Raw genomic sequence first — 20,437 nt, 5'->3', positions numbered from 1 at the left:
CCGGGTAGGGTGCACGGACACCTTTCAAACGTAGGAGCCCGCCGACCGGCGGTCAATGCCAGCCGCCGCAGAACGGGCCGGAGCCCGGCGGTTAATTCACCGCCGGCTGCAGCCTGAATGAGGCACCCCGGTGTTCCGGGGGCAGCCTGTCACCCCGGTCGAAGAGCTTGTTGCGCAGGGTCCCAGGCGCGTATTCGGTTCTATAGGCGCCGCGCTTCTGCAGTTCGGGCACCACAAACTCCACGATGTCCTCAAAGGTGCCCGGCGTGATGGCGTAGGCCAGGTTGAAACCGTCGACGTCGGTCTCCTCCACCCAGCGGATCATTTCCTCGGCGATTTCCGCACCCGAACCGACCATCCGGGGACCGAGCCCGCCGATGCCCACCGAGTCGGCGATGTCGCGCACCGTCCAGGGTTCGCCGTCGTCCTTGGGCTTTTGGAAGTTCGCGGCTGAGGACTGGATGGCGTTGGACTTCACGTTGCCCAGCGGCTCGTCCAGGTTGTAGGTGGACAGGTCCACGCCCATCCAGCCGGACATCAGGGCCAGGGCGCCCTCGTGGCTGGTGTACTGCTGGTAGTCCTCGTGCTTGGCGGCCGCCTCTTCGGGGGTGGCGGCCGTGATCACGGTCATCAGCGTGTAGATGCGGATGGAGTGCCGGTCCCTGCCCGCTCCCTCCGCGGCATCGCGGATTTTCGCGACGATGGCCTTGAGCTTTGCCTTGGTGGGCGCTCCCACGAACACGGCCTCGGCGTTGCCAGCGGCGAAGGCGATCCCGCGGGGAGAGGCCCCGGCCTGGAAGATCACCGGGGTGCGCTGCGGCGAGGGTTCGCTGATGTGGATGCCGGGGACCTTGAAGTACTTGCCCTCGTGGTTGATGTCGTGAACCTTGGCCGGATCGGTGAACACGCCGGCCTGTTTGTCGCGGACGACGGCGCCGTCCTCCCAGGAGCCTTCGAGGAGCTTGTAGATGACCTCAAGGTATTCATCCGCGTGGTCGTAGCGCTCGTCGTGCTCCAGCTGGTCTTCGGCGCCCAGGTTCCGCGCGGCGGAGGGCAGGTAGCCGGTGACCACGTTCCAGCCGACCCGCCCGTTGGTGAGGTGGTCCAGGGTGGAGAGCCGGCGGGCAAACGGATAGGGGTGTTCGTAGGCGGTCCCCGCGGTCACCCCGAAGCCGAGGTGCTCGGTGACCAGGGCCATGGCGGAAACCAGGAGCAGCGGATCGTTCACCGGAACCTGCGTGCCCTGCCGCAGCGTGGCCTCGTTGGATCCGCCGTACACGTCGTAGGTCCCGAGCACGTCGGCCAGGAAAATGCCGTCAAAGAGGCCCTTTTCGCAGGTTTTCGCCAGGTCCGCCCAGTAGCGGATGTCCGTGTAGTCGGCCGAACGGTCCTCCGGGTGGCGCCACAGGCCCGGAGACTGGTGCCCGACGCAGTTCATATCAAAGGCGTTGAAGCGGATTTGGCGCCGGGCACTCTCTTTTGCCGGGGAAATGCTCAAGTCGGCCGGGGAAGGGATCTGTTCGGGCATGGGACAGCCTTTCGGAACGGGACGCCCCAGGGGAACGCCGTACTTGCCGTCCGCGGACGCGGAACGGCCGGATCCTCATCTGGGGCACCCCGCTACGGAGAAGAGGGTTGCCGCCCAACCAGCCAGAGCTTCGCGTTGGGACTCATGATCCTTCAGGTCCAGTATTGGCACGCCAACTGCCCGTGGGGGAAGAACGTGACCTTTTGTGAACCGGCTGCCTCAGGCCAGGAACTGGTTGATGGCCGCGGCAAGCGGCTCGTCCTGGACCCCGTGCCAGCTGCCGTCCAACACCTGGAGGCGGGCATCGGCCAGCGCCTCGGCGGTTTCCCGCGCCCATTCCTGCAGCCGGGCATCGCTGCTGCCGCTGACCAGCACCAGCACCGGTACCCGGATGCTGCCGAAGCTCTCCAGATCTGCGTCAGCGTTGAGGGTCAGGTCGTAAGCGATCGTATGTGCCGCCGGGGCAAAGGCCCCCACGTCTGCCGCCGCGATCATCTCCTCCGGTACCCCGATGGAACGCTGGAATACGCGCACGGCCTCGTCACGGTCCCCGGCCGCTATCAGCTGCGCCAGCTCCCCCCGGATGTCCGGGCCGTGGTCCACTACCCGGGACAGCGGGGGCTCCAGGGCCACCACTGAGCTCACGGCCGCGGAGTCGGCAGCCGTCATCAGCGCCAGCACCGCACCCGAGGAAAACCCGTACAGATCCGCAGCTCCTCCGGCCACCCCGATGACGGCCAGCAGATCGTCAATTTCGCGGCTCGGCTCATATTCCGCGCTGCTGTCCCCGCTCTCGCCCTTGCCCCGCCTGTCGTACGTGTACACCGTCCGGTTCCGCGCCAGCAGTTTCGCGATGCCTGCGGAGACTGATGTGGTGCGGTCCATCAGCACGGGATCAACGATTACCAGCGGCGGTCCGGATCCCTTGCGTTCCCATGCAATCGAGGTGCCGTCCGGGGATAGCACCGTCCCTGACGCAGCGTCGGCCATGGCTGTCCCTTCCCGGGAATGTACGACGGTCGGAAGACCCTGCCGGCTCCCCCACTTGGCAGGTTAGGAGCCAGCCCTGTGCCGGTCAACACCTCCGGGCCCCACGCCGGACGCAGTTCCGCAGAGAGTCGAAATATTACGGGCAGGACTTGCCCGTTTCCTCAATGGCGCGTTTAGTGGCTCTTGACCATCCCGAGCGGCTGAGAGACCTGGATCAGTGAAGCCGCAGCAACCCTGGTTGCCGTATTTCCTCCTTGAGGTACGGCAATAACGAGGACAACACCGCAGGAGGCCCTAACCGGCCCAAGGTGCTTTCCGTAGGGTGCTACTGCCAGGACCGATGGAGAGTTAACATGACTGCCTTGGCTTCGCGCACGCCTGCCACCCCACCGCCCGCCAGTACTGTGGGTCCACCCTCCGGCTCTGCCCTTCCCGTCACCTTCGCCCAGCTGAGCCGCAGCTTCGGCACCGGCCAGGCCGCCCACCGGGTGCTGCGTGACATCACCTTCGAGGTTTCCCCCGGCGAGGTACTGGCCATCCTGGGCTCCAGCGGCTGCGGAAAGTCCACGCTGCTGCGTGCCGCAGCCGGGCTGGATGCCGCCAGCAGCGGCGAGGTGCTGATCAACGGAACGGCCGTCCGCGGCATTGATGACCGGTGCGCCGTCGCCTTCCAGGAACCCCGGCTGCTGCCCTGGCAGACACTGCAGGCCAACATTGCCATGGGCCTGCCCAAGGGCATGAGCGCGAAAAACGGCAAGGCCAAGGTAGCCGAACTGCTGGAGCTGGTGGAACTGGCGCCCTTCGCCAAGCACCGCCCGCGGGCCGTCTCCGGCGGCATGGCGCAGCGCGCCTCCCTGGCCCGGGCGCTGGCCCGTACCCCCGGAGTGTTGCTGCTGGATGAGCCGTTCGGCGCGCTGGACGCCCTGACCCGGCTGAAGATGCAGGACCTGCTGCTGTCGGTACACAAAGCCACCCCCACCACCGTGCTGCTGGTAACCCACGATGTGGACGAGGCCCTCCAACTGGCGGACCGGATCATCATCCTGGGCAAGGAACCCGGAACGCCGGGAGCCACCATCACCGACACCATCACCGTGCCCGGACGGCGGCCCCGCGCCCGCGCCTCGGCCGACCTGGCCCGAATGCGCGGCGAGCTCCTGGCCCGCCTCGGCGTCGACCGCCACTAGCGCCTCCGCCGCCGCAAGCCGGCAGTACCCCGCAGCACCACCTTCCGGGCGCACTGCCCCGCTGCCCCATCCTGCTCCTCCGGTTATTCCGTGCGCGTTCCGCGCACCCATCCCTGCCTTCGCATAGAAAGAACTCCAATGAACAGCCGTTCCCACACCTCTTCCCCCGCCCGCCGGACTATCCCGTCCCGCGCACCGGCCACAACCCTGGCCGCGGCAGCAGCCACCGCAGCGCTGCTGCTGACCGGCTGCGTCGCAGGTGAGGACACCGAACCTGCAGCGAACGCCGGGGCGGCCGACGGCGGGACCCTCACCATCGATTTCGCGACCTACAACCCGCTGAGCCTGATCATCAAGGACCAGGGGTGGCTGGAGGAAACCCTCGCCGAGGACGGCGTCACCGTGGAGTGGGTGCAGTCTGCCGGGTCCAACAAGGCCAACGAAAACCTGCGTTCCGGGGCGATCGACGTCGGATCCACCGCCGGCTCCGCAGCCCTGCTCAACCGCGCCAACGGCTCGGAAATCAAGGCCATCGACGTCTTCTCCCAGCCGGAGTGGTCGGCGCTGGTGGTCGGCGCGGATTCCGCAATCACCTCTGTGGCGGATCTGAAGGGAAAGTCGGTGGCGGCCACCAAGGGCACCGACCCGTACTTCTTCCTGGTCCAGGCCTTGGAGGAGGCCGGGCTGAGCCTCTCCGACGTCACGGTGGAGCAGCTGCAGCACGCGGACGGCCGCACCGCCCTGGAAAACGGTTCAGTAGACGCCTGGTCCGGGCTGGATCCGATCATGGCCGGAGCCGAGCAAAACGGCGGCCAGCTGCTCTACCGCAATCTGGACTTCAACACGTACGGCGTCCTGGCCGCTAACGAAGCCTTTCTCGCGGAGGATCCGGAACAGGCGCAGGCAGTGGTCAACGCCTACGAGAAGGCCCGTGCCTGGGCCGCCGAAAACCCGGAGGAAACGGCGCAGATCCTGGCCGACGTCGCCGGCCTGGACCTCGAGGTGGCCCGGACCGTGGTGCTGGAACGGAGCAACCTGGATGTGGATCCCACCCCCGGCGCCGCACAGCGCAGCGTGCTGGAGAAAATCGGACCCACACTCGTGGAAACCGGTGACGTGAGCAGCCAGGCCCAGATCGACACCGCCCTGGACAGCCTCTTCGACGACTCCTTTGTGCGCCAGACCGATCCCGACGCGGTGAAGGAATCCTGATGCCTTCCACCGACAACTACTCTTCGACCGAGGGCGCCTCCGCAGCCGCAGTCACGGCCGGAACGACGGCGGCCGCCGCACCCGCCGGACCCGTTCCGGACGCCGCGGCAACCGGTCCGCTCTCCCGCCGCTGGATCCGGCTGGTCCTGGGTCTGGTGGTTCCGGCGCTGCTCCTGGCCGCCTGGCAGCTCAGCACCGCCGCCGGCGTCTTCACAGCGGTCCAGCTGCCGTCGCCTGCGGCCGTCTACACCGCCGCCCTTGACCTCATCGACCGCGGCCAGCTGGGCCTGCATATCGCCATCTCCACCCAGCGGGTCCTCATCGGGTTCGCCATCGGCGCACTGCTCGGCCTGGCCCTCGGCGCCCTGCTGGGACTGTCCCGGCTGGCCGAGATCCTGCTGGGCCCGGTGGTCGGCGCGCTGCGCGCCGTGCCATCGCTGGCCTGGGTGCCGCTGCTGATCCTGTGGCTGAAAATCGGCGAGGACTCCAAGATCACGCTGATCGCCATCGGCGCGTTCTTCCCCGTGTTCACCACCGTGTCCCTGGCCCTGCGCCACGTGGACCGGAACCTGGTGGAAGCGGCCCGCGCCTTCGGGCTCAACGGCCTCAGCCTGCTGCGCACCGTCCAGCTGCCGGCCGTTGTTCCGGCGGTGTTCTCCGGGCTGCGGCTGGCACTGGCACAGGCCTGGCTGTTCCTGGTTGCCGCCGAACTCATCGCCTCCTCCATGGGGCTGGGCTTCCTGCTGATCGACTCGCAGAACAACGGGCGCACCGACCGGCTGCTGCTGGCGATCGTCCTGCTGGCCGTCATCGGCAAAACCACCGACGCCGTCCTGGGCCTGGCCGAAAAATGGGCGGTGAACAAATGGGCCTGAGCACCAGCCTTGAACACGCGGACACCCCTGCTGCCAACTGGGACGGGAGCGCAGACGGAGAGGCAGAACGGATCGCGTTCTGGGAAACAGCGGCCGCGCGCCTGCAGTGGGAACAGCCCTGGCACACCGCGCACACCTTCACCCCGCCGCAGCGGCTCAGCGGCCCGGAGGTTCCGGAAGCAGACGCCGACTACAGCGTCCCCGCCATCGAGTGGTTCGCCGGCGGCACCCTGAACGTCGCCGTGAACTGCGTGGACCGGCACGTGGCCGCCGGCCGCGGCGCCAGGGTGGCCCTGCACTTCGAGGGCGAGCCCGGCGACCGCCGCACCGTGACCTACGAGGACCTGCAGCGCGAGGTCTCGCGTGCCGCGAATGCCCTGCTCGCACTGGGCATCGGCGCCGGCGACCGGGTGGTCATCTACCTGCCGGTGATCGTGGAAACCATCGTCATTACCCTCGCCTGCGCCCGGATCGGCGCCGTGCACTCGCTCGTGTTCGGCGGCTTCTCCGCGGCCGCACTGAAGTTCCGGGTCGAGGACACCGGAGCGAAGCTGCTGGTGACCACGGACGGGCAGTTCCGCCGCGGTGCCGCCGTCCCGGTCAAGGCCAACGCCGATGCCGCCGTCGCGGGAACCAACGCCATTGAGCATGTGCTGGTGGTCCGCCGCACCGGCTCGGACATTGCGTGGACCGAGGGCCGCGACGTCTGGTGGCACGACACCGTGGACACCGCCTCCGAGGTCCACGAACCGGAGGCCTTCGACGCCGAAACGCCGCTGTTCATCATGTACACCTCCGGCACCACCGGAAAGCCCAAGGGGCTGGTGCACACCATGGGTGGTTATCTTGCCCAGACGTCCTGGAGCTACGAATACCTCTTCGCCAATCCGGATCCGGCCGCCCGCGAGCGCGATGTCCACTGGTGCACCGCCGATCTGGCCTGGGTCACCGCCCACACCTACGAGATCTACGGGCCGCTGTCCAACGGTGCCACCCAGGTCCTCTACGAAGGCACCCCCAACACCCCGCACCCGGCCCGGCACTTTGAAATCATCGAGCGGTACAAGGTGACCAGCTACTACACGGCCCCTACCCTGGTCCGGTCGCTGATGGGCTGGTTCCCGGACGGGGTGCCCGAGCGCTTTGACCTCTCCTCCATCCGCCTGCTCGGCACCGTGGGCGAAGCAGTGAACCCGGAGGCGTGGCGCTGGCTGCGCAGGCATCTGGGCCGCGGAACGGTTCCGATGATCGATACCTGGTGGCAGTCCGAGACCGGCGCCACCATCCTGTCTCCGCGTCCCACCGACGCCGGTTATAAGCCCGGTTGCGCCTCCCGGCCCCTGCCCGGCGTGTCCACCCGGATCGTGGATGATGCCGGCAATCCGGTGCCCCCTAACACGCAGGGTTTCATCGTGCTGGATAAGACCGGGCCGGCCATGGCCCGCACCGTCTGGGGCGACCCGCAGCGCTACCTGGCCTCCTACTGGCGGCAGTACGCCAGGCAGGGCTGGTTCCTGGCCGGTGACGGTGCCAAATACGACGACGACGGTGACACCTGGATCCTCGGCCGCACCGACGACGTGCTCAACGTGTCAGGGCACCGGCTCTCCACCATCGAGATTGAATCCGCGCTGGTGTCCCACCCCTGGGTCACCGAAGCGGGGGTGTGCCCGGTGGCGGATCCAAAGACCGGACACGCCATCACCGCGTTTGTGGTCCTCACCCCCGCAGCCGCGGCGGCCCTGCCGGAGTCCGGGCCCCGGGATCCGGCTTTCACGCAGCGGGTCACCGTGGAGCTCCGGGCCCACATCGCCCGGGAGATCGGGCCGATCGCCAAGCCGGCCGCCGTCGTCGTCGTTCCCGATGTCCCGAAAACCCGGTCCGGAAAAATCATGCGCCGCCTACTGACCCAGCTGTTCGAAGGCACGGCTCTGGGCGACACCACCAGCCTGCAGAACGAACCCTGCATCGCTGAGATCGCCAGCGCCTGTGAAAACCGGCGGGCAGGTGTTCCTCAGTGAACGCGGGCCAGTGTCACCCGATCCAGCACCACCACTCCGCCCATTTGGCTGTGGATGCGCACGAACTCCGTGGGCGAGACCTCCAGGATGCTGGAGTCCGCCCTCAACGGCAGAAGGTCATCATGCAGCCCGTCCATGAGTTCCAGGAACAGGCGGCTCGCCTCAACGTGCGGCAACGGATCCGTGGCAGTGATCTTGTGCGTGGCGTCGCCCAGCTTGTAGCCGGTTTCGACAACAACAACGTAATTGTCCATGGGCTTCATTGTTCGGGTGCCGCCCTCAACTTGCAACGATCGTCCCGCCGCTTCACCGCGGCCCACCAGGAAGGACCGCTCTCATGAGTGACCGCCAATTCGGCTTCCGGACCCGTGCCCTGCACGCCGGCGGCACCCCCGACGCCACGCATGGCGCCCGGGCCGTGCCCATTTACCAGACCACTTCGTTTGTCTTCAAGGACACCGACGACGCCGCAAACCTGTTTTCGCTGCAGAAGTACGGCAACATCTACTCCCGGATCGGCAACCCCACGGTGGCGGCGTTCGAGGAGCGCATCGCCTCACTCGAGGGCGGCATCGGGGCGGTGGCTACGGCGTCGGGCATGTCAGCGGAGTTCGTGACCTTCGCTGCGCTGTGCGGCGCCGGGGACCACATTGTTGCCGCCGCCCAGCTTTACGGTGGCACGGTGACCCAGCTGGACGTGACCCTGCGCCGTTTCGGCATCGACACCACGTTTGTTCCCGGCACCGATCCGGCGGACTATGCCGCCGCCATCCGGGAGAACACCAAGGCGGTGTACGCCGAGGTGGTGGCCAATCCCAGCGGCGAGGTCACCGATATCGCCGGGCTGGCGAAGGTGGCGCACGACGCCGGTGTGCCGCTGATCCTGGACGCCACCCTGAGCACGCCGTACCTGGTGCGCCCGTTCGAGCACGGCGCGGACATCGTCATCCATTCCGCCACCAAGTTCCTCGGCGGGCACGGCACCACCCTCGGCGGGGTGGTGGTGGAATCCGGACGATTCAACTGGGGCAACGGCAAGTTCCCGGCCATGACCGAACCCGTGGCCAGCTACGGGAACATCTCCTGGTGGGGAAACTTCGGCGAATACGGGTTCCTCACCAAGCTGCGGTCCGAGCAGCTGCGCGATATCGGGCCGACGCTGAGTGCCACCTCCGCGTTTGCGCTGCTGCAGGGTGTGGAGACCCTGCCTCAACGGCTGGATGAACACCTGAAAAACGCCCTGGCCGTGGCGCAGTGGCTGGAGGCCGACGAGCGGGTGTCCTGGGTCAGCTACGCCGGCCTGCCCTCGCATCCGCACTACGACCGGGCGAAAAAGTACCTGCCCAAGGGGCCCGGCTCGGTGTTCAGCTTCGGGGTCCGGGGCGGCCGGGAGGCCGGCAAGACCTTCATCGAGGCCCTGCAGCTGGCCTCGCACCTGGCCAACGTGGGCGATTCGCGGACCCTGGTCATCCATCCCGGATCCACCACCCACGGCCAGCTTTCCCCGGAACAGCTCGCAGCTGCCGGCGTCGCCGAAGACCTGGTCCGCATCTCGGTGGGACTGGAGGATCTCGAGGACATCCTTTGGGATCTGGACCAGGCGCTCGACGCCGCAGCCGCCCCGGTTCCCGCGGTTGCGGCTGCCACCCCTGTTGTCCCCGTCCTTGAGGAGTCCACCCATGTCCGCTGAACCCACTGCGACACCGCGTACCTGGGAGGGGCCGGGCGCCCCGGAACGCCTGGCACTGCTGCGCCGGGCACAGTCCATCGCCATTGTCGGCGCCTCGGACAAGCCGTCACGGGCGTCCTATTTCGTCGCCACGTATCTGCTCTCGTCCTCGCCGTACCGGGTGTATTTCGTGAATCCGGTGGCCAAGGAGATCCTGGGCCGTCCGGTGTACGCCTCGTTGGCGGACCTGCCCGAGGTCCCGGACATCGTGGATGTGTTCCGCCGGCACGATGACCTGCCCTCGGTCCTGCAGGAGTCAGTCGCCGTGGGGGCGAAAACGCTGTGGCTGCAGCTGGGTTCCTGGCACGAAGGCGTGGCCCGCGACGCCGAGGCAGCCGGGCTGGACGTGGTGATGGACCGTTGCGTGAAGATCGAACACGCCCGGTTCCACGGCGGCCTGAACCTGGCCGGGTTCAATACCGGAGTCATCTCCTCCAAGCGGCAGCTGACCGCCTAGTTGGTGCCCCAGCCGGTCTCCGCGTGGCCCTCGCCGTCGACGCCGCCGGACGAGCCGCGCCGGTCGTCATGGTTCTGGGTCTTGAGATCCGTCGGCGGAGACGGCCAGGGGTGCGGCACCGGCTCTTCCCCGCGGTCCCGCCCCGGCAGCACCCACACCTGACCTTCGGGCTGCGGCTCGGGCTGCGCCAGAGCGGGCGGTTCTTTGGGAAGGACAGGCTCCACCACCGGTGCCGGGACGGGGACGATCACAGGTCCGGGCTGGGTACCGGCGTCCACGGCCCCCGGTGATGCAGCGGGGCCCGGTGATGCAGCAGGACCCGTCGGCGCAGCGGCAGGGGTCTTGGCTGTCGCCGGCGGGGAAACAGCGATCCGCGCGGGGTCGGCGGGAATGACTGCCGTGGCGGGGACGCCGCCCTCGGGAAGCACTGGCCCGGGCAGCTCTGCCGAAGACGGGTCAGCGGAAACAGCAGCCCCGGCCGGCTCGGCTCCAGCGCCCGGCAGCACATCCTGCTGCTGGCCCGGGCTTCCGGCCAAGGGCTCCTCCCCGGCCGGAGACTCCGGGACCGGGGCCTCCTGGTCCTGGTCGAAGGCGTCGATAATCGATTCGCAGGTGCGGAGCACTTCATCACTCGCCGCGACCCCGGAGACTCCCGCTGCCATGGCGCCGGCGACGGCGAAACTCAGCACTATCCCCCGGCCCCGGGAGCTTTTAGGCGGCGGCGTGACGGATCCCTGCAGCAAGGCGGCCAGCCGGCCGGACGGTTCCGGCGCCGGTGCGGCCCGAAAGGAACGCAGCCGGCGAAGGCCCTCCAGGAGCTCGGGGCTTTCCTCAACCTCCGATTGGGACAGCAGACGCCGGACGGCCAGGTCATCCGCCTCGTTTTCAGACTCGGGCAACTTGTTGTCCATTCCCTGGCGCCTCCTGTCGTTCCATCCGGTTCTTGAGTATTTTCAGTGCCCTGCTTTGCAGCTGTTTTACTGCCCCCTCGCTGCGGTCCATGATCCGGGCTGATTCCCCGATCGAGAGGTCGGCGACGATCCGCAGCAGCAGCACCTCTTGCTGGTCGGGGGTCAGACCCTCCAGGATCGCTGCCACCCCGGGGCCTGATCCAAGTGCCGCGTCCTCCGCGGAGGCCGAGACCCGGTTGTCCTTGTGGGGCTGGAACTGGGTAAAGGCCGGCTGACGGTCCCTTCGGCGGACGTCGTCGACCATTCTGGCGTGGGCTACCGAGAAGGCGAAGGTGCGAAGCCCGGCCGGGCCGCCGGTGAGTGTGTCCAGCTTGCTGAAAACCGTGAGGAGGACTTCCTGCATCAGTGCCTCGGGATCCTCGCACCCCTTGCCGGCCAGGTAGGCCAGAATCGAGGGCGCCATCAGATCATAAACTTCGCGCAGGGCACCGGGTTTTCCGGCACGGGCGGCAGAGAGGATTTCCTCTGTCAGGGTTCTGGCCAAGATGGGGTCTTTCCCTCGCGGAAGGTGGGCGCGCCCCAAATCTTACCCTCCCGGCTATAACGCATATGAAGATGACGAAACGGCCGCACCGGGGCTCGTTGGGGGGATAAGCCTCGGTGCGGCCGTTCCAAGGATGTAATCGTTGGGCAATGCCAAAAAGTCACGCAATGCTGAAAGTAGTTTCCCGGCCGTCATACTGGCCGCTTAGCCGGCGGAAATAATCGTTTCGTTTTCCGCAAACCGCCGGTTCTTGAGGACCGGAAGGAACTCGCGGACGTCATCAATCCGTTTACGGGTCACGTCGGCGGTGACCACTGCCTCTTCTTCGTCGGCGAGGAAGGCATGTGCCACCCCCATCGGATCGAGGATGGCCGAGTGCCCCACGGTATGCCGGCTGGAGGTGCCGGCGGCGGCAACCCACACCGTGTTCTCAATGGCCCTGGCCTTGAGCAGCGTTTCCCAGTGCTCGATCTTGTGTTCGCCCTTGAACCAGGCGGCCGGTACGGCCAGCAGGTCGGCACCCTTGTCGGTCAGGGCCCGCGCCAGTTCAGGGAACCGGATGTCGTAGCACGTCATCAGGCCCACCCGGATGCCGCCCAGGTCCACTACCTTCACACCGCCGTCGCCGGGCTTGATCCGCGTGGACTCGGAGTAGCTGAACGCATCGTAGAGGTGCAGCTTGCGGTAGGTGTCGGCGATCCTGCCGGTGGCCTCGATCAGCACCAGCGTGTTGTACGGCCGGTCCTCGCCGCTGGATTCGTAGCCGCCGGCGACGACGGCGATGCCCAGTTCCGCTGCCAGCAACGAGAGCTGCTGGACAAAGGTACTCCAGCCGGCGTCGACGGCCGCGGCCAGCGGTCCCTCGACCTTGCCCACGCTGAACATGGATTCCTCGGGGAACACCACCAGCTCGGAACCGTCTGCCTTCGCTTTGGCCGCCAGCGACCGCATCACGTCAAGGTTCTCGTTGACGTCGCCCGTGGGACTGAACTGGCCTACGCTCACGAACATGCCAACCGCCTTCTCTTGTGCCAGGGATTCCGAGGGTTTCCCCAGCCTAGTGCAGGTCTTCGAAGGTTAGGGCATGGTTGAGCGTTGTCCTGGCGCGGCTACCGCTCACGGTTGGCGGACCAGAATTCCCGGATAAGGCCAGTGACCTGAGCGGATGCCATGAGAAGCGGCGCCACGTGCCCACCGCCGGGCACCCTCAGGAATTGACCCGCCGGCATGGCCTGCGCCGCGCGTTCAGCTTCGCCGGCGTCGTTCATAGCATCATCGCGCCCCGACATCATTAGGGTGGGTACCTGTATCCGTGGAAGAACCGGCCGCAGGTCCGGCCGGCGGAGCATCAGTGATCGCATGGCCCAGTATTTGCCCCGCCTGTCGCCTCTTTGAAAGGCCTCTGAAACGGTGCGGGCGGCATCCGGAGCGGTTGTCGCCGCGTTGTGCCCCACCAGCGCTTCCGTCACCGTCTTGCGGAACGGATCAGGACCCAGTGCCCGGTAGAGGTTGACCAGCAATTTGGTCTTCAGGCGCATCGCTTTGGGAAGGGGGTAGGCCGGAGTGCCGATGGTGGTCAGCGTCCTGCAGCGGGTGGGGAAACGATCGGCAAAAAGAATGCCAACATGTCCGCCCCACGCGTTTCCCACCCAGTCGACGGGGCCGGCAATGTTGAGGGCAACCATAACGGCAGCGGCAGCCGTTGCGCAGTCCTGCAGCGAATAGAGCTTCCGCGGGCCGGGGCTGCCACCGTGTCCAGGACCGTCGATTAGGAACAGTTCGCGGTCCCGACCCAACTCCTGAACCACGTCAGCGAAGGTTTCTGAATCAACGAACATGCTGTGCCAGAGGATTGCCGGCTCTCCGGCTCCCGTTCGGCGGACCTTGAGTGGTCCGAGTCCGGTGTCGACCATGGCCGAGGACATTGCCGTCTTCATGGCTGTCTCCCTAGGATTTTCTAAGAATGCTTCGGTTTCCGAAGCTTATTGTTAGACTCTCCTCCATGCCGCTTCCTCCGTCAAGAGATTTCCCTTCCCAAAACCCGGGGCCGAGCAGACTTCCCGTCGGACAGTTGCTGGTCCGCCTGCTGGCCGAATTCCGGCACGAGCTCCTGGACGCGGCGGACGGCCGCGGTTACAGCGACCTCCGGCCGGCCCACCTGCAGATCACCGGCAATATCGGCATCAAGGGAATCCGCCTGACTCGCCTTGCAGCCAGGGCGCAGCTAAGCCTCGCAGCTACCTCAGAGTTAGTGAATGAGCTGCAGGCACTGGGATACCTGGAACGCAGGCCCGATCCATCCGACGCGCGGGCGAAGCTGATCTTTCCTACCCCCCGAGGAATGCAGCTCCTACGCGATGCCTCGTCCAAGGTCCGGGAGCTCGAAGAGGCCTGGGGCGCATATGCGGGCGAGCAACGTTTTGAAGCAGCGATGCAAACCTTGCAGGACATCCTGTCTGCCACGCGGCAGGTGAGACAGGAAAGCGAAGGGAAGCGCTGAGCTGGCCAGGAGAGGCGCGCCCGACCGCCGTGTCCGGACTGCCGGAAACTGAGAGCGCCCCCGTCTAGACTGGGGCCGCATGGACGAACTCACGCTGCCAACCGATCTGACCACTGCCCGCGGAACCCTGAATCCGGAAGCCGTGGGCTACTCCCGCACTCCCCTGCACCGCACTCCACTGCCGGGCGGCCCTGCGTCCCGGCTGCGGACCAAGCGCTGGGAGTACTGGGGCGTGCTGACGCCGGATTTGGCCCTGGGTATGACCCTGGTGAATCTCGGCTACGCCGCCAGCCTGCAGATCTACGTCCTGGATCGGGACACCGGCAAGGAAATCAGCATTGAGCCGCTGAAGATCCTGCCCTCCGCGGCCGACATCCAGCTGCCGGATACCCTGCCGCCGCTGACGGCGCTGGGGTCGGCGGGCGGTGTCTCGCTGCGCTTTCACGACGACGACGGCGGCACCCACCTGCGCGCCCGTTCCCCGCGGGTGGAGGTGGACCTCTATGCGGCGGCCGAGGGCGATGTGCTGGGCGTGGTGGTGCCCTGGTCCGAGAACCGCTTCCAGTACACGCTCAAGGACGTGGCCCGCAGTGTTTCCGGCACCGTCACCGTGGACGGCAAAACCTTCACCGTGGGCGAGGGCGCCTTTGCCGTGCTGGACCGCGGCCGCGGCAGGTGGCCGTACCGGACCACCTGGACCTGGGGCGCCGGATCCGGCGTTGTGGACGGCACCCGGATCGGCCTGCAGATCGGCGGTCAATGGACGGCCGGCACCCCGGCCACCGAGAACGCCCTGATCGTGGACGGCCGGCTGCACCATTACGACGGCGAGCTGGAGTTCACTTACGACCTCAACGATCCGGCGTCCACCTGGACGGTGCACGGACCCTGGATCGACGCGGTGCTCACCCCCTTCCACCGCCGGAAATCGGCCACCAAGGCAGTGGTCATTTCCTCGGAGATCTGGCAGGCCTTCGGCAGCTGGACCGGAACGGCCCGCACCCCGGACGGCACCAGCTACTCCCTCGACGGGCTGACCGGCTGGATCGAGGAGGCCCGGCACCGCTGGTAGGGCGGAGGCCCTGGGCCAGGACCGGCGCCGCTGGGCGGAGCCGCACCGTGGGCAGGGCACGCAAAAGGCCCGGCAGCGACAGCTGCCGGGCCTTTGTCGGGGCTGAAACCGTTCGCTACTCGGCGATCAGGTCCCGCACCACGATGGTCTGGTCGCGGTCCGGGCCGACGCCGATCGCGGAGAACCGCGTACCGGACATCTTTTCCAGCGCCAGCACGTAGTCCCGGGCGTTCTTGGGCAGGTCATCGAGGGTCCGGGCGCCGGTGATGTCCTCGGTCCAGCCGTCGAAGTACTCGAAGATCGGCTTGGCGTGGTGGAAGTCCGTCTGCGTCATCGGCATCTCATCGAACCGCACGCCGTCGACGTCGTAGGCAACGCACACCGGAATCTGCTCGATGCCGGTGAGGACATCCAGCTTCGTCACGAAGTAGTCCGTGAAACCGTTCACGCGCGAGGCATGGCGCGCCAGCACGGCGTCGTACCAGCCGCAGCGGCGCGGGCGGCCGGTGTTCACGCCGAACTCGCCGCCGGTTTTCTGCAGGTACAGCCCCATGTCGTCGAAGAGCTCGGTGGGGAACGGACCGGCACCGACACGCGTGGTGTAGGCCTTGATGATGCCCACGGAGCGGGTGATCCGGGTCGGGCCGATGCCCGAGCCCACGGAGGCGCCGCCGGCCGTCGGGTTGGAGGACGTCACAAACGGGTAGGTGCCGTGGTCCACGTCCAGGAACGTGGCCTGGCCGCCTTCCATCAGGACAACCTTGCCCTCGTCCAGCGCCCGGTTCAGCTCGTAGGTGGAGTCGATGACCATGGGCCGCAGCCGGTCCGCGTAGGAGAGGAAGTACTCGACAACCTCTTCGACGTCGACGTCGCGGCGGTTGTAGACCTTCACCAGCAGCTGGTTCTTCTGGCGCAGCGAGCCTTCAACCTTCTGGCGCAGGATGGACTCGTCGAAGATGTCCTGCACCCGGATGCCGAGGCGGGCGACCTTGTCCATGTACGCCGGGCCGATGCCGCGCCCGGTGGTGCCGATGGCACGCTTGCCCAGGAAACGCTCGGTGACCTTGTCCATCACCTGGTGGAACGGTGCCACCAGGTGCGCGTTGGCGGAGATCCGCAGCTTGGAGGTGTCAGCGCCGCGCGCTTCGAGGCCGTCGATTTCAGTGAAGAGCGCCTCGAGGTTCACCACGCAGCCGTTGCCGATCACGGGAATGGCGTTGGGGCTCAGGATTCCGGCCGGCAGCAGTTTGAGTTCGTATTTTTCACCGCCGACGACGACGGTGTGGCCGGCGTTGTTTCCGCCGTTGGGCTTGACGACGTAGTCGACACGGCCCCCGAGCAGGTCAGTGGCCTTACCTTTACCTTCGTCGCCCCACTGGGCGCCGACGATGACAATTGCGGGCATGGGATCCTCCCCCATTAGTTACGAAAGGGGAATAACGCCGACGGCGCGATCCGCTTCCGTGCATGAGAACGCCCCTGAACTCGCAGGCCGGACCGGAAAAGACTGAAATCCGAGTCAAGCAGGAGTCGCGGGGCTCTTACCTAGCAAGTTTAGCCGATTGTACGTCCGCGGCCCTTTCCGCAGCACCAGAACGGGTATTCGCTGTCACATCCTTCACGTACCGTGGCCGGATGGACCGTTTTCGTGGGTACATCGCCGGTATCGGCACCGCCTCGGGCACCCGGCTGGTGGTGGGCCACTGGCTGGAGTCGCCGTTTGGGGCATTTACCGATGTGATGGCTGAAAATAAGGCTGGTTCCCGGCTCCTGCTGGCTCCGAACCCGGCCGTCGCGGAGTACATCGGCGGCACCTACAGTTTTGATGCGGTGGATGTGGTGGACGTCCGGGCCCGCCTGACGGCTGTGAACCTTCTGGTCAGCGCCGGTCCGCTCCGGCTGAATCTGTCGCTGGGCGCACGGACCCTGCTGGGGCGGCTGCTGGAGCAGGTGCCCCCGGCCCTGGCCGTGCATCCGCGCTGGCTCGCGGCTATCAACCCCGTGGCCGGTCTGCTGGTTCCAGGGGTCCGTACGGCTGGCTCTGCGGGTGGCGAGCGCCGCGAGTACTACGGCGTTCGGTCGATCCGCTCCATTGAGCGGGCGGATGCCACGTGGGAGGGCCGGGAGATGGGCGCCCTCGGCCCGATCGACCCGCCCGTGCACTTCGGGTTCAGCTCCACCCCGTCGGCCCCGCAGATTGTTGCCGTGACTACCAGCATCGTTTCCTAAGCAATTTCTTCGCCCAGATCACGTAACTCCCCGAGGGAGGGCTCCCAGCGGGAAACGCGTACCGGCAGGCCCCATCCGCTGCCGGTCCGGTTCCGAAGCATTCCTTAACCCGGACCACGGGACCAAGCCCGGCTGCGGCCGGCAACAGAAAGGCTGGCCATGGCACAGCAGCAGGTGCAGGAGAACGTCTGGGATTATCCGCGGCCCCCACGGGTGGAACCCACCTCCGAGCATGTCCAGGTGTTCCTCGGCGGGGAGCTGGTGGCCGATACCACCTCTGCCGTCCGCGTCCTGGAAACGAGCCACCCGCCGGTCTACTACATTCCGCTGGAGGACTTCGCCCCGGACGTGCTGGTTCCGGCCAGCGGTTCCACGTTCTGTGAATTCAAGGGCCGGGCCTCCTACTTCGATGTGGTTGCCGGCAGCACCCGCGCCGCCCGGGCTGCCTGGACCTATCCCGATCCGGTCCCCGGCTACGGCCTGCTCGCCAGCCGGGCGGCTGTTTACCCAGGGAAAATGGACCGCTGCACGGTGGACGGCGAGGAGGTGCAGCCGCAGGAGGGCGACTTTTATGGCGGCTGGATCACCGGACGCGTCACGGGTCCGTTCAAGGGAGCCCCCGGCACCGGCGGGTGGTAGCCGGCCCGGCGTTCATCGGCCAGGTTCACCCCCTCGGTCCGCTCGACTGTCGGGTAGGTGCCGCTTTTCGGGCCGGATGGCGGCATCGCCCCGTCACTCGGTGGGAATTCCCCGCAGCATCCCGACACTCGACGCACCACGACGGCGACGCACGACGGCGACCGCGAACGTACGGCCAGCAAAAGAACCTGGCGGCCGAAAGGGATCGGCCCCGGACAAAGCAAACCGGCGGCCCCCGGAACTCAGGGACCGCCGGTTTACAGCCGGTGCTTAGGACGCGCGGCCCTCGATGGCGACCTTGGCCTGCGGATCCGACTCATTGAGGAACTTGGTGATGCGGTCCACTTCCTCGGACTCGCCGATGGCTGCAGCAGCCCGGCCCAGCGCGTAGAGCGCGCGCAGGAAGCCCTGGTTGGGGACATGCTCCCAGGGGATGGGTCCGGCGCCGCGCCAGCCGGAACGCCGCAGCGCATCCAGGCCGCGGTGGTAGCCGACCCGCGCGTAGGCGTAGGACTCGATGGTGCGGCCCTCGTCGAAGGCCTCATCGGCGAGGATGGCCCACACCTGTGAGGAGGTGGGGTGCTGCGCTGCCAGATCCACGGCTTCGTCGCCGGCCTCAAGGCGGGCGACGACGTCGGACTCCTCGGGCAGGTAGGTGGGCTCGGGGCCGAGCAGGTTCTTACGGAATTCATCTGACATTAGAGGGACTTGCCTGCCGATCCTAGGGTTTGGGCTGCTTCCATCACGCGGGCTGACATACCGGCTTCCGCCGATGCGCCCCACACACGCGGGTCATACTGCTTCTTGTTGCCGACCTCGCCGTCGACCTTCAGTACGCCGTCGTAGTTGCGGAACATGTGGTCCGCGACGGGCCGGGTGTAGGCGTACTGGGTGTCGGTGTCGATGTTCATCTTGATGACGCCGTAGGAGACCGCGTCGGAGATTTCCTGTGCGGAGGAGCCGGAACCGCCGTGGAAGACGAGGTCAAACGGGCGTTCCTTCCCGATGGACTCGCCCACGGCGTCCTGGATGTCCTTGAGGATTTCCGGACGCAGCTTCACGCCGCCGGGCTTGTACACACCGTGCACGTTGCCGAAGGTCAGGGCGGTGATGTAGCGGCCCTTGTCGCCGGTGCCCAGCGCTTCGATGGTCTTCATGCCGTCCACCACGGTGGTGTAAAGCTTGTCGTTGATGGCGTTTTCCACGCCGTCTTCCTCGCCGCCCACGGTGCCGATTTCCACTTCGAGGATCATCTTCGCGGCATGGGTGCGGGCGAGCAGGTCCTGGGCAATCCGCAGGTTCTCTTCGAGCGTTTCCGCCGAACCGTCCCACATATGCGAGTTGAAAATGGGGTCCTCGCCGCGCTTGACGGCAGCTTCGGAAGCGGCCAGCAGGGGCAGCACGAAGTCGTCGAGCTTGTCCTTGGGGCAATGGTCCGTGTGCAGGGCGATGTTCACGTTGTAGCTCTTGGCGACCTCGCGGGCATACGCGGCGAAGGCCAGGGAGCCGGTGACCATGTTCTTGACCTTGGCACCGGACCAGTACGCGGCACCGCCGGTGGAGACCTGGACGATCCCGTCGGAGCCTGCCTCGGCGAACCCGGCCAGGGCCGCGTTCAGCGTCTGCGACGAGGTGACGTTCACTGCCGGGTACGCAAATCCCCCCGCCTTCGCACGGTCGATCATCTCGGCATAAATCTCAGGGGTTGCAATAGGCATGCTGACTCCTCGTGGAAAGGTCGATCTACGGCAGGGCCGGTAAACGTCAGAGCCAGGCCCTCATTGGCTCCTTACATCCTAGCCACAAGTGTCCCGTTGGCATTAGGCCCTGTTACTTGCGCACCGCCCGAGTACGACGACGGCGTTAGCTTCCCGTGAAGCGGCGCCTCACTTCACCCGCTGGCCAAAGACGTGCCGCCGGATCCAGCCGTGCATGGCAATGGCAGCCGCGGAACCGGCGTTGATGGACCGGGTGGAGCCGAACTGGGCGATCGACAGGGTGGCGTCGGCCGCGGCGTGGACCTCAGGGCTCAGCCCGGGGCCCTCCTGCCCGAAGACCAGCACGCAGTTCTTCGGCAGCTCGTAGGTCTCCAGCGGAACGGAGTCCGGGAAGTTGTCGATGCCGATGATCGCCAGTTCCTCGCTGCGGGCCCACTCCACGAAGTCCTCCACCGTAGGGTGGTGGCGCACGTGCTGGTAGCGGTCGGTGACCATGGCACCGCGGCGGTTCCACCGGCGTCGTCCAATAATGTGTACTTCCTTGGCCATAAAGGCGTTGGCCGTGCGCACCACGGTGCCGATATTGAAGTCGTGCTGCCAGTTTTCGATGGCCACGTGGAACGGATGCCTGCGGGTGTCCAGGTCCGCGACAATGGCGTCGTGGTTCCAGTACCGGTATTCATCAACGACGTTGCGGGCATCGCCGTTGGCCAGGAGCTCGGGATCCCAGTGGTCCCCCTCGGGCAGCGGCCCCTCCCAGGGACCCACTCCCACCTGGTGCGTGGGGACGGTTTCTGCTGATTCAACGGGACGGTCCGGCAATTG

Annotated in this window: 21 protein-coding genes and 1 riboswitch; of the genes, 10 read left to right on the top strand and 11 right to left on the bottom strand. The window is 66.8% G+C overall.

Annotated features, from left to right (window positions below; genetic code table 11):
• Window positions 1-91 precede the first annotated feature (91 nt).
• Together KKR91_RS00915 and KKR91_RS00910 are read right to left on the bottom strand one after the other, a co-directional pair.
• A complete protein-coding gene (locus tag KKR91_RS00915) occupies window positions 92-1,528 on the bottom strand; it encodes an LLM class flavin-dependent oxidoreductase (protein WP_210226892.1) in 1,437 nt (478 codons plus the stop codon).
• A 34-nt stretch (window positions 1,529-1,562) separates the two neighbouring features.
• Window positions 1,563-1,678, bottom strand: a riboswitch (SAM riboswitch).
• 69 nt (window positions 1,679-1,747) lie between these two features.
• Window positions 1,748-2,518, bottom strand: coding sequence for an alpha/beta fold hydrolase (locus KKR91_RS00910; protein ID WP_210226894.1), 771 nt, complete (start codon window positions 2,516-2,518; stop codon window positions 1,748-1,750).
• A 353-nt stretch (window positions 2,519-2,871) separates the two neighbouring features.
• Between KKR91_RS00910 and KKR91_RS00905 the strand changes: the two genes are divergently transcribed.
• The 4 genes from KKR91_RS00905 (at window position 2,872) to acs (ending at window position 7,813) form a co-directional block, all read left to right on the top strand.
• The gene (locus KKR91_RS00905; RefSeq protein ID WP_210226896.1) at window positions 2,872-3,705 is read left to right on the top strand and encodes an ABC transporter ATP-binding protein; all 834 of its coding nucleotides are present in this window, start codon (window positions 2,872-2,874) and stop codon (window positions 3,703-3,705) included.
• Window positions 3,706-3,843: 138 nt separating this feature from the next.
• Window positions 3,844-4,917: an aliphatic sulfonate ABC transporter substrate-binding protein gene (locus tag KKR91_RS00900; protein ID WP_210226897.1), complete on the top strand. Its 1,074-nt coding sequence runs from the start codon at window positions 3,844-3,846 to the stop codon at window positions 4,915-4,917.
• Window positions 4,917-5,792, top strand: coding sequence for an ABC transporter permease (locus KKR91_RS00895; protein ID WP_210226898.1), 876 nt, complete (start codon window positions 4,917-4,919; stop codon window positions 5,790-5,792). Before KKR91_RS00900 ends, KKR91_RS00895 begins: the two co-directional genes overlap by 1 nt.
• Window positions 5,783-7,813, top strand: a complete 2,031-nt coding sequence (gene acs, locus KKR91_RS00890; RefSeq protein WP_237687439.1) for an acetate--CoA ligase — start codon at window positions 5,783-5,785, stop codon at window positions 7,811-7,813. The genes KKR91_RS00895 and acs overlap by 10 nt, the downstream gene beginning before the upstream one ends.
• Here acs and KKR91_RS00885 read toward each other — a convergent pair.
• Entirely contained in the window at window positions 7,807-8,067 is a 261-nt protein-coding gene (locus KKR91_RS00885; protein ID WP_210226900.1) for a hypothetical protein, read from the bottom strand. The two genes, acs and KKR91_RS00885, sit on opposite strands and share 7 nt — an antisense overlap.
• 83 nt (window positions 8,068-8,150) lie before the next feature.
• On the opposite strand from KKR91_RS00885, the gene KKR91_RS00880 reads away from it, so the two are divergent.
• Window positions 8,151-9,503, top strand: a complete 1,353-nt coding sequence (locus KKR91_RS00880) for an O-acetylhomoserine aminocarboxypropyltransferase/cysteine synthase family protein (protein WP_210226901.1) — start codon at window positions 8,151-8,153, stop codon at window positions 9,501-9,503.
• Window positions 9,493-9,999: a CoA-binding protein gene (locus KKR91_RS00875; RefSeq protein ID WP_210226903.1), complete on the top strand. Its 507-nt coding sequence runs from the start codon at window positions 9,493-9,495 to the stop codon at window positions 9,997-9,999. Before KKR91_RS00880 ends, KKR91_RS00875 begins: the two co-directional genes overlap by 11 nt.
• Here the strand turns inward: KKR91_RS00875 and KKR91_RS00870 are convergent.
• The 4 genes from KKR91_RS00870 to KKR91_RS00855 form a co-directional block, all read right to left on the bottom strand.
• Window positions 9,996-10,910 carry a hypothetical protein gene (locus tag KKR91_RS00870; RefSeq protein ID WP_210226904.1) on the bottom strand — a complete coding sequence of 305 codons (915 nt, stop codon included), beginning with the start codon at window positions 10,908-10,910 and terminating at the stop codon, window positions 9,996-9,998. The genes KKR91_RS00875 and KKR91_RS00870 overlap by 4 nt on opposite strands.
• A complete protein-coding gene (locus KKR91_RS00865; protein WP_210226905.1) occupies window positions 10,885-11,454 on the bottom strand; it encodes an RNA polymerase sigma factor in 570 nt (189 codons plus the stop codon). Before KKR91_RS00865 ends, KKR91_RS00870 begins: the two co-directional genes overlap by 26 nt.
• A gap of 204 nt (window positions 11,455-11,658) precedes the next feature.
• Window positions 11,659-12,465 (bottom strand): carbon-nitrogen hydrolase family protein, encoded by an 807-nt coding sequence (locus KKR91_RS00860; protein WP_210226906.1) that lies wholly within the window; start codon window positions 12,463-12,465, stop codon window positions 11,659-11,661.
• Between the two features lie 98 nt (window positions 12,466-12,563).
• Window positions 12,564-13,391: an alpha/beta fold hydrolase gene (locus KKR91_RS00855; protein ID WP_210226907.1), complete on the bottom strand. Its 828-nt coding sequence runs from the start codon at window positions 13,389-13,391 to the stop codon at window positions 12,564-12,566.
• Between the two features lie 65 nt (window positions 13,392-13,456).
• On the opposite strand from KKR91_RS00855, the gene KKR91_RS00850 reads away from it, so the two are divergent.
• Entirely contained in the window at window positions 13,457-13,954 is a 498-nt protein-coding gene (locus tag KKR91_RS00850) for a MarR family winged helix-turn-helix transcriptional regulator (protein ID WP_210226909.1), read from the top strand.
• Between the two features lie 79 nt (window positions 13,955-14,033).
• Complete coding sequence (locus KKR91_RS00845) at window positions 14,034-15,026, top strand: DUF2804 domain-containing protein (protein ID WP_210226912.1); 993 nt, start codon at window positions 14,034-14,036, stop codon at window positions 15,024-15,026.
• A gap of 115 nt (window positions 15,027-15,141) precedes the next feature.
• On the opposite strand, the gene KKR91_RS00840 is transcribed toward KKR91_RS00845, so the two are convergent.
• Window positions 15,142-16,431, bottom strand: a complete 1,290-nt coding sequence (locus tag KKR91_RS00840; RefSeq protein WP_210226914.1) for an adenylosuccinate synthase — start codon at window positions 16,429-16,431, stop codon at window positions 15,142-15,144.
• Window positions 16,432-16,661: 230 nt separating this feature from the next.
• On the opposite strand from KKR91_RS00840, the gene KKR91_RS00835 reads away from it, so the two are divergent.
• A complete protein-coding gene (locus tag KKR91_RS00835) occupies window positions 16,662-17,255 on the top strand; it encodes a hypothetical protein (protein WP_210226915.1) in 594 nt (197 codons plus the stop codon).
• Between the two features lie 159 nt (window positions 17,256-17,414).
• Window positions 17,415-17,894 carry a DUF427 domain-containing protein gene (locus KKR91_RS00830; protein ID WP_210226916.1) on the top strand — a complete coding sequence of 160 codons (480 nt, stop codon included), beginning with the start codon at window positions 17,415-17,417 and terminating at the stop codon, window positions 17,892-17,894.
• Window positions 17,895-18,164: 270 nt separating this feature from the next.
• Here the strand turns inward: KKR91_RS00830 and KKR91_RS00825 are convergent, their stop codons facing one another.
• The 3 genes from KKR91_RS00825 to KKR91_RS00815 form a co-directional block, all read right to left on the bottom strand.
• Window positions 18,165-18,593, bottom strand: a complete 429-nt coding sequence (locus KKR91_RS00825) for a DUF3151 domain-containing protein (protein WP_210226917.1) — start codon at window positions 18,591-18,593, stop codon at window positions 18,165-18,167.
• Window positions 18,593-19,612 (bottom strand): class II fructose-bisphosphate aldolase, encoded by a 1,020-nt coding sequence (gene fbaA, locus KKR91_RS00820; RefSeq protein WP_210226918.1) that lies wholly within the window; start codon window positions 19,610-19,612, stop codon window positions 18,593-18,595. Before fbaA ends, KKR91_RS00825 begins: the two co-directional genes overlap by 1 nt.
• A gap of 168 nt (window positions 19,613-19,780) precedes the next feature.
• On the bottom strand, window positions 19,781-20,434 hold the full coding sequence (locus KKR91_RS00815; protein WP_237686309.1) for a TrmH family RNA methyltransferase: 654 nt from the start codon (window positions 20,432-20,434) through the stop codon (window positions 19,781-19,783).
• Window positions 20,435-20,437 lie beyond the last annotated feature (3 nt).

It is taken from the genome of Arthrobacter jiangjiafuii (assembly GCF_018622995.1).
Taxonomy (GTDB): Bacteria; Actinomycetota; Actinomycetes; order Actinomycetales; family Micrococcaceae; genus Arthrobacter_B; species Arthrobacter_B jiangjiafuii.
The sequence above is the reverse complement of the archived record's forward strand: the minus strand, read 5'-3'. Positions and strand labels throughout refer to the sequence as shown.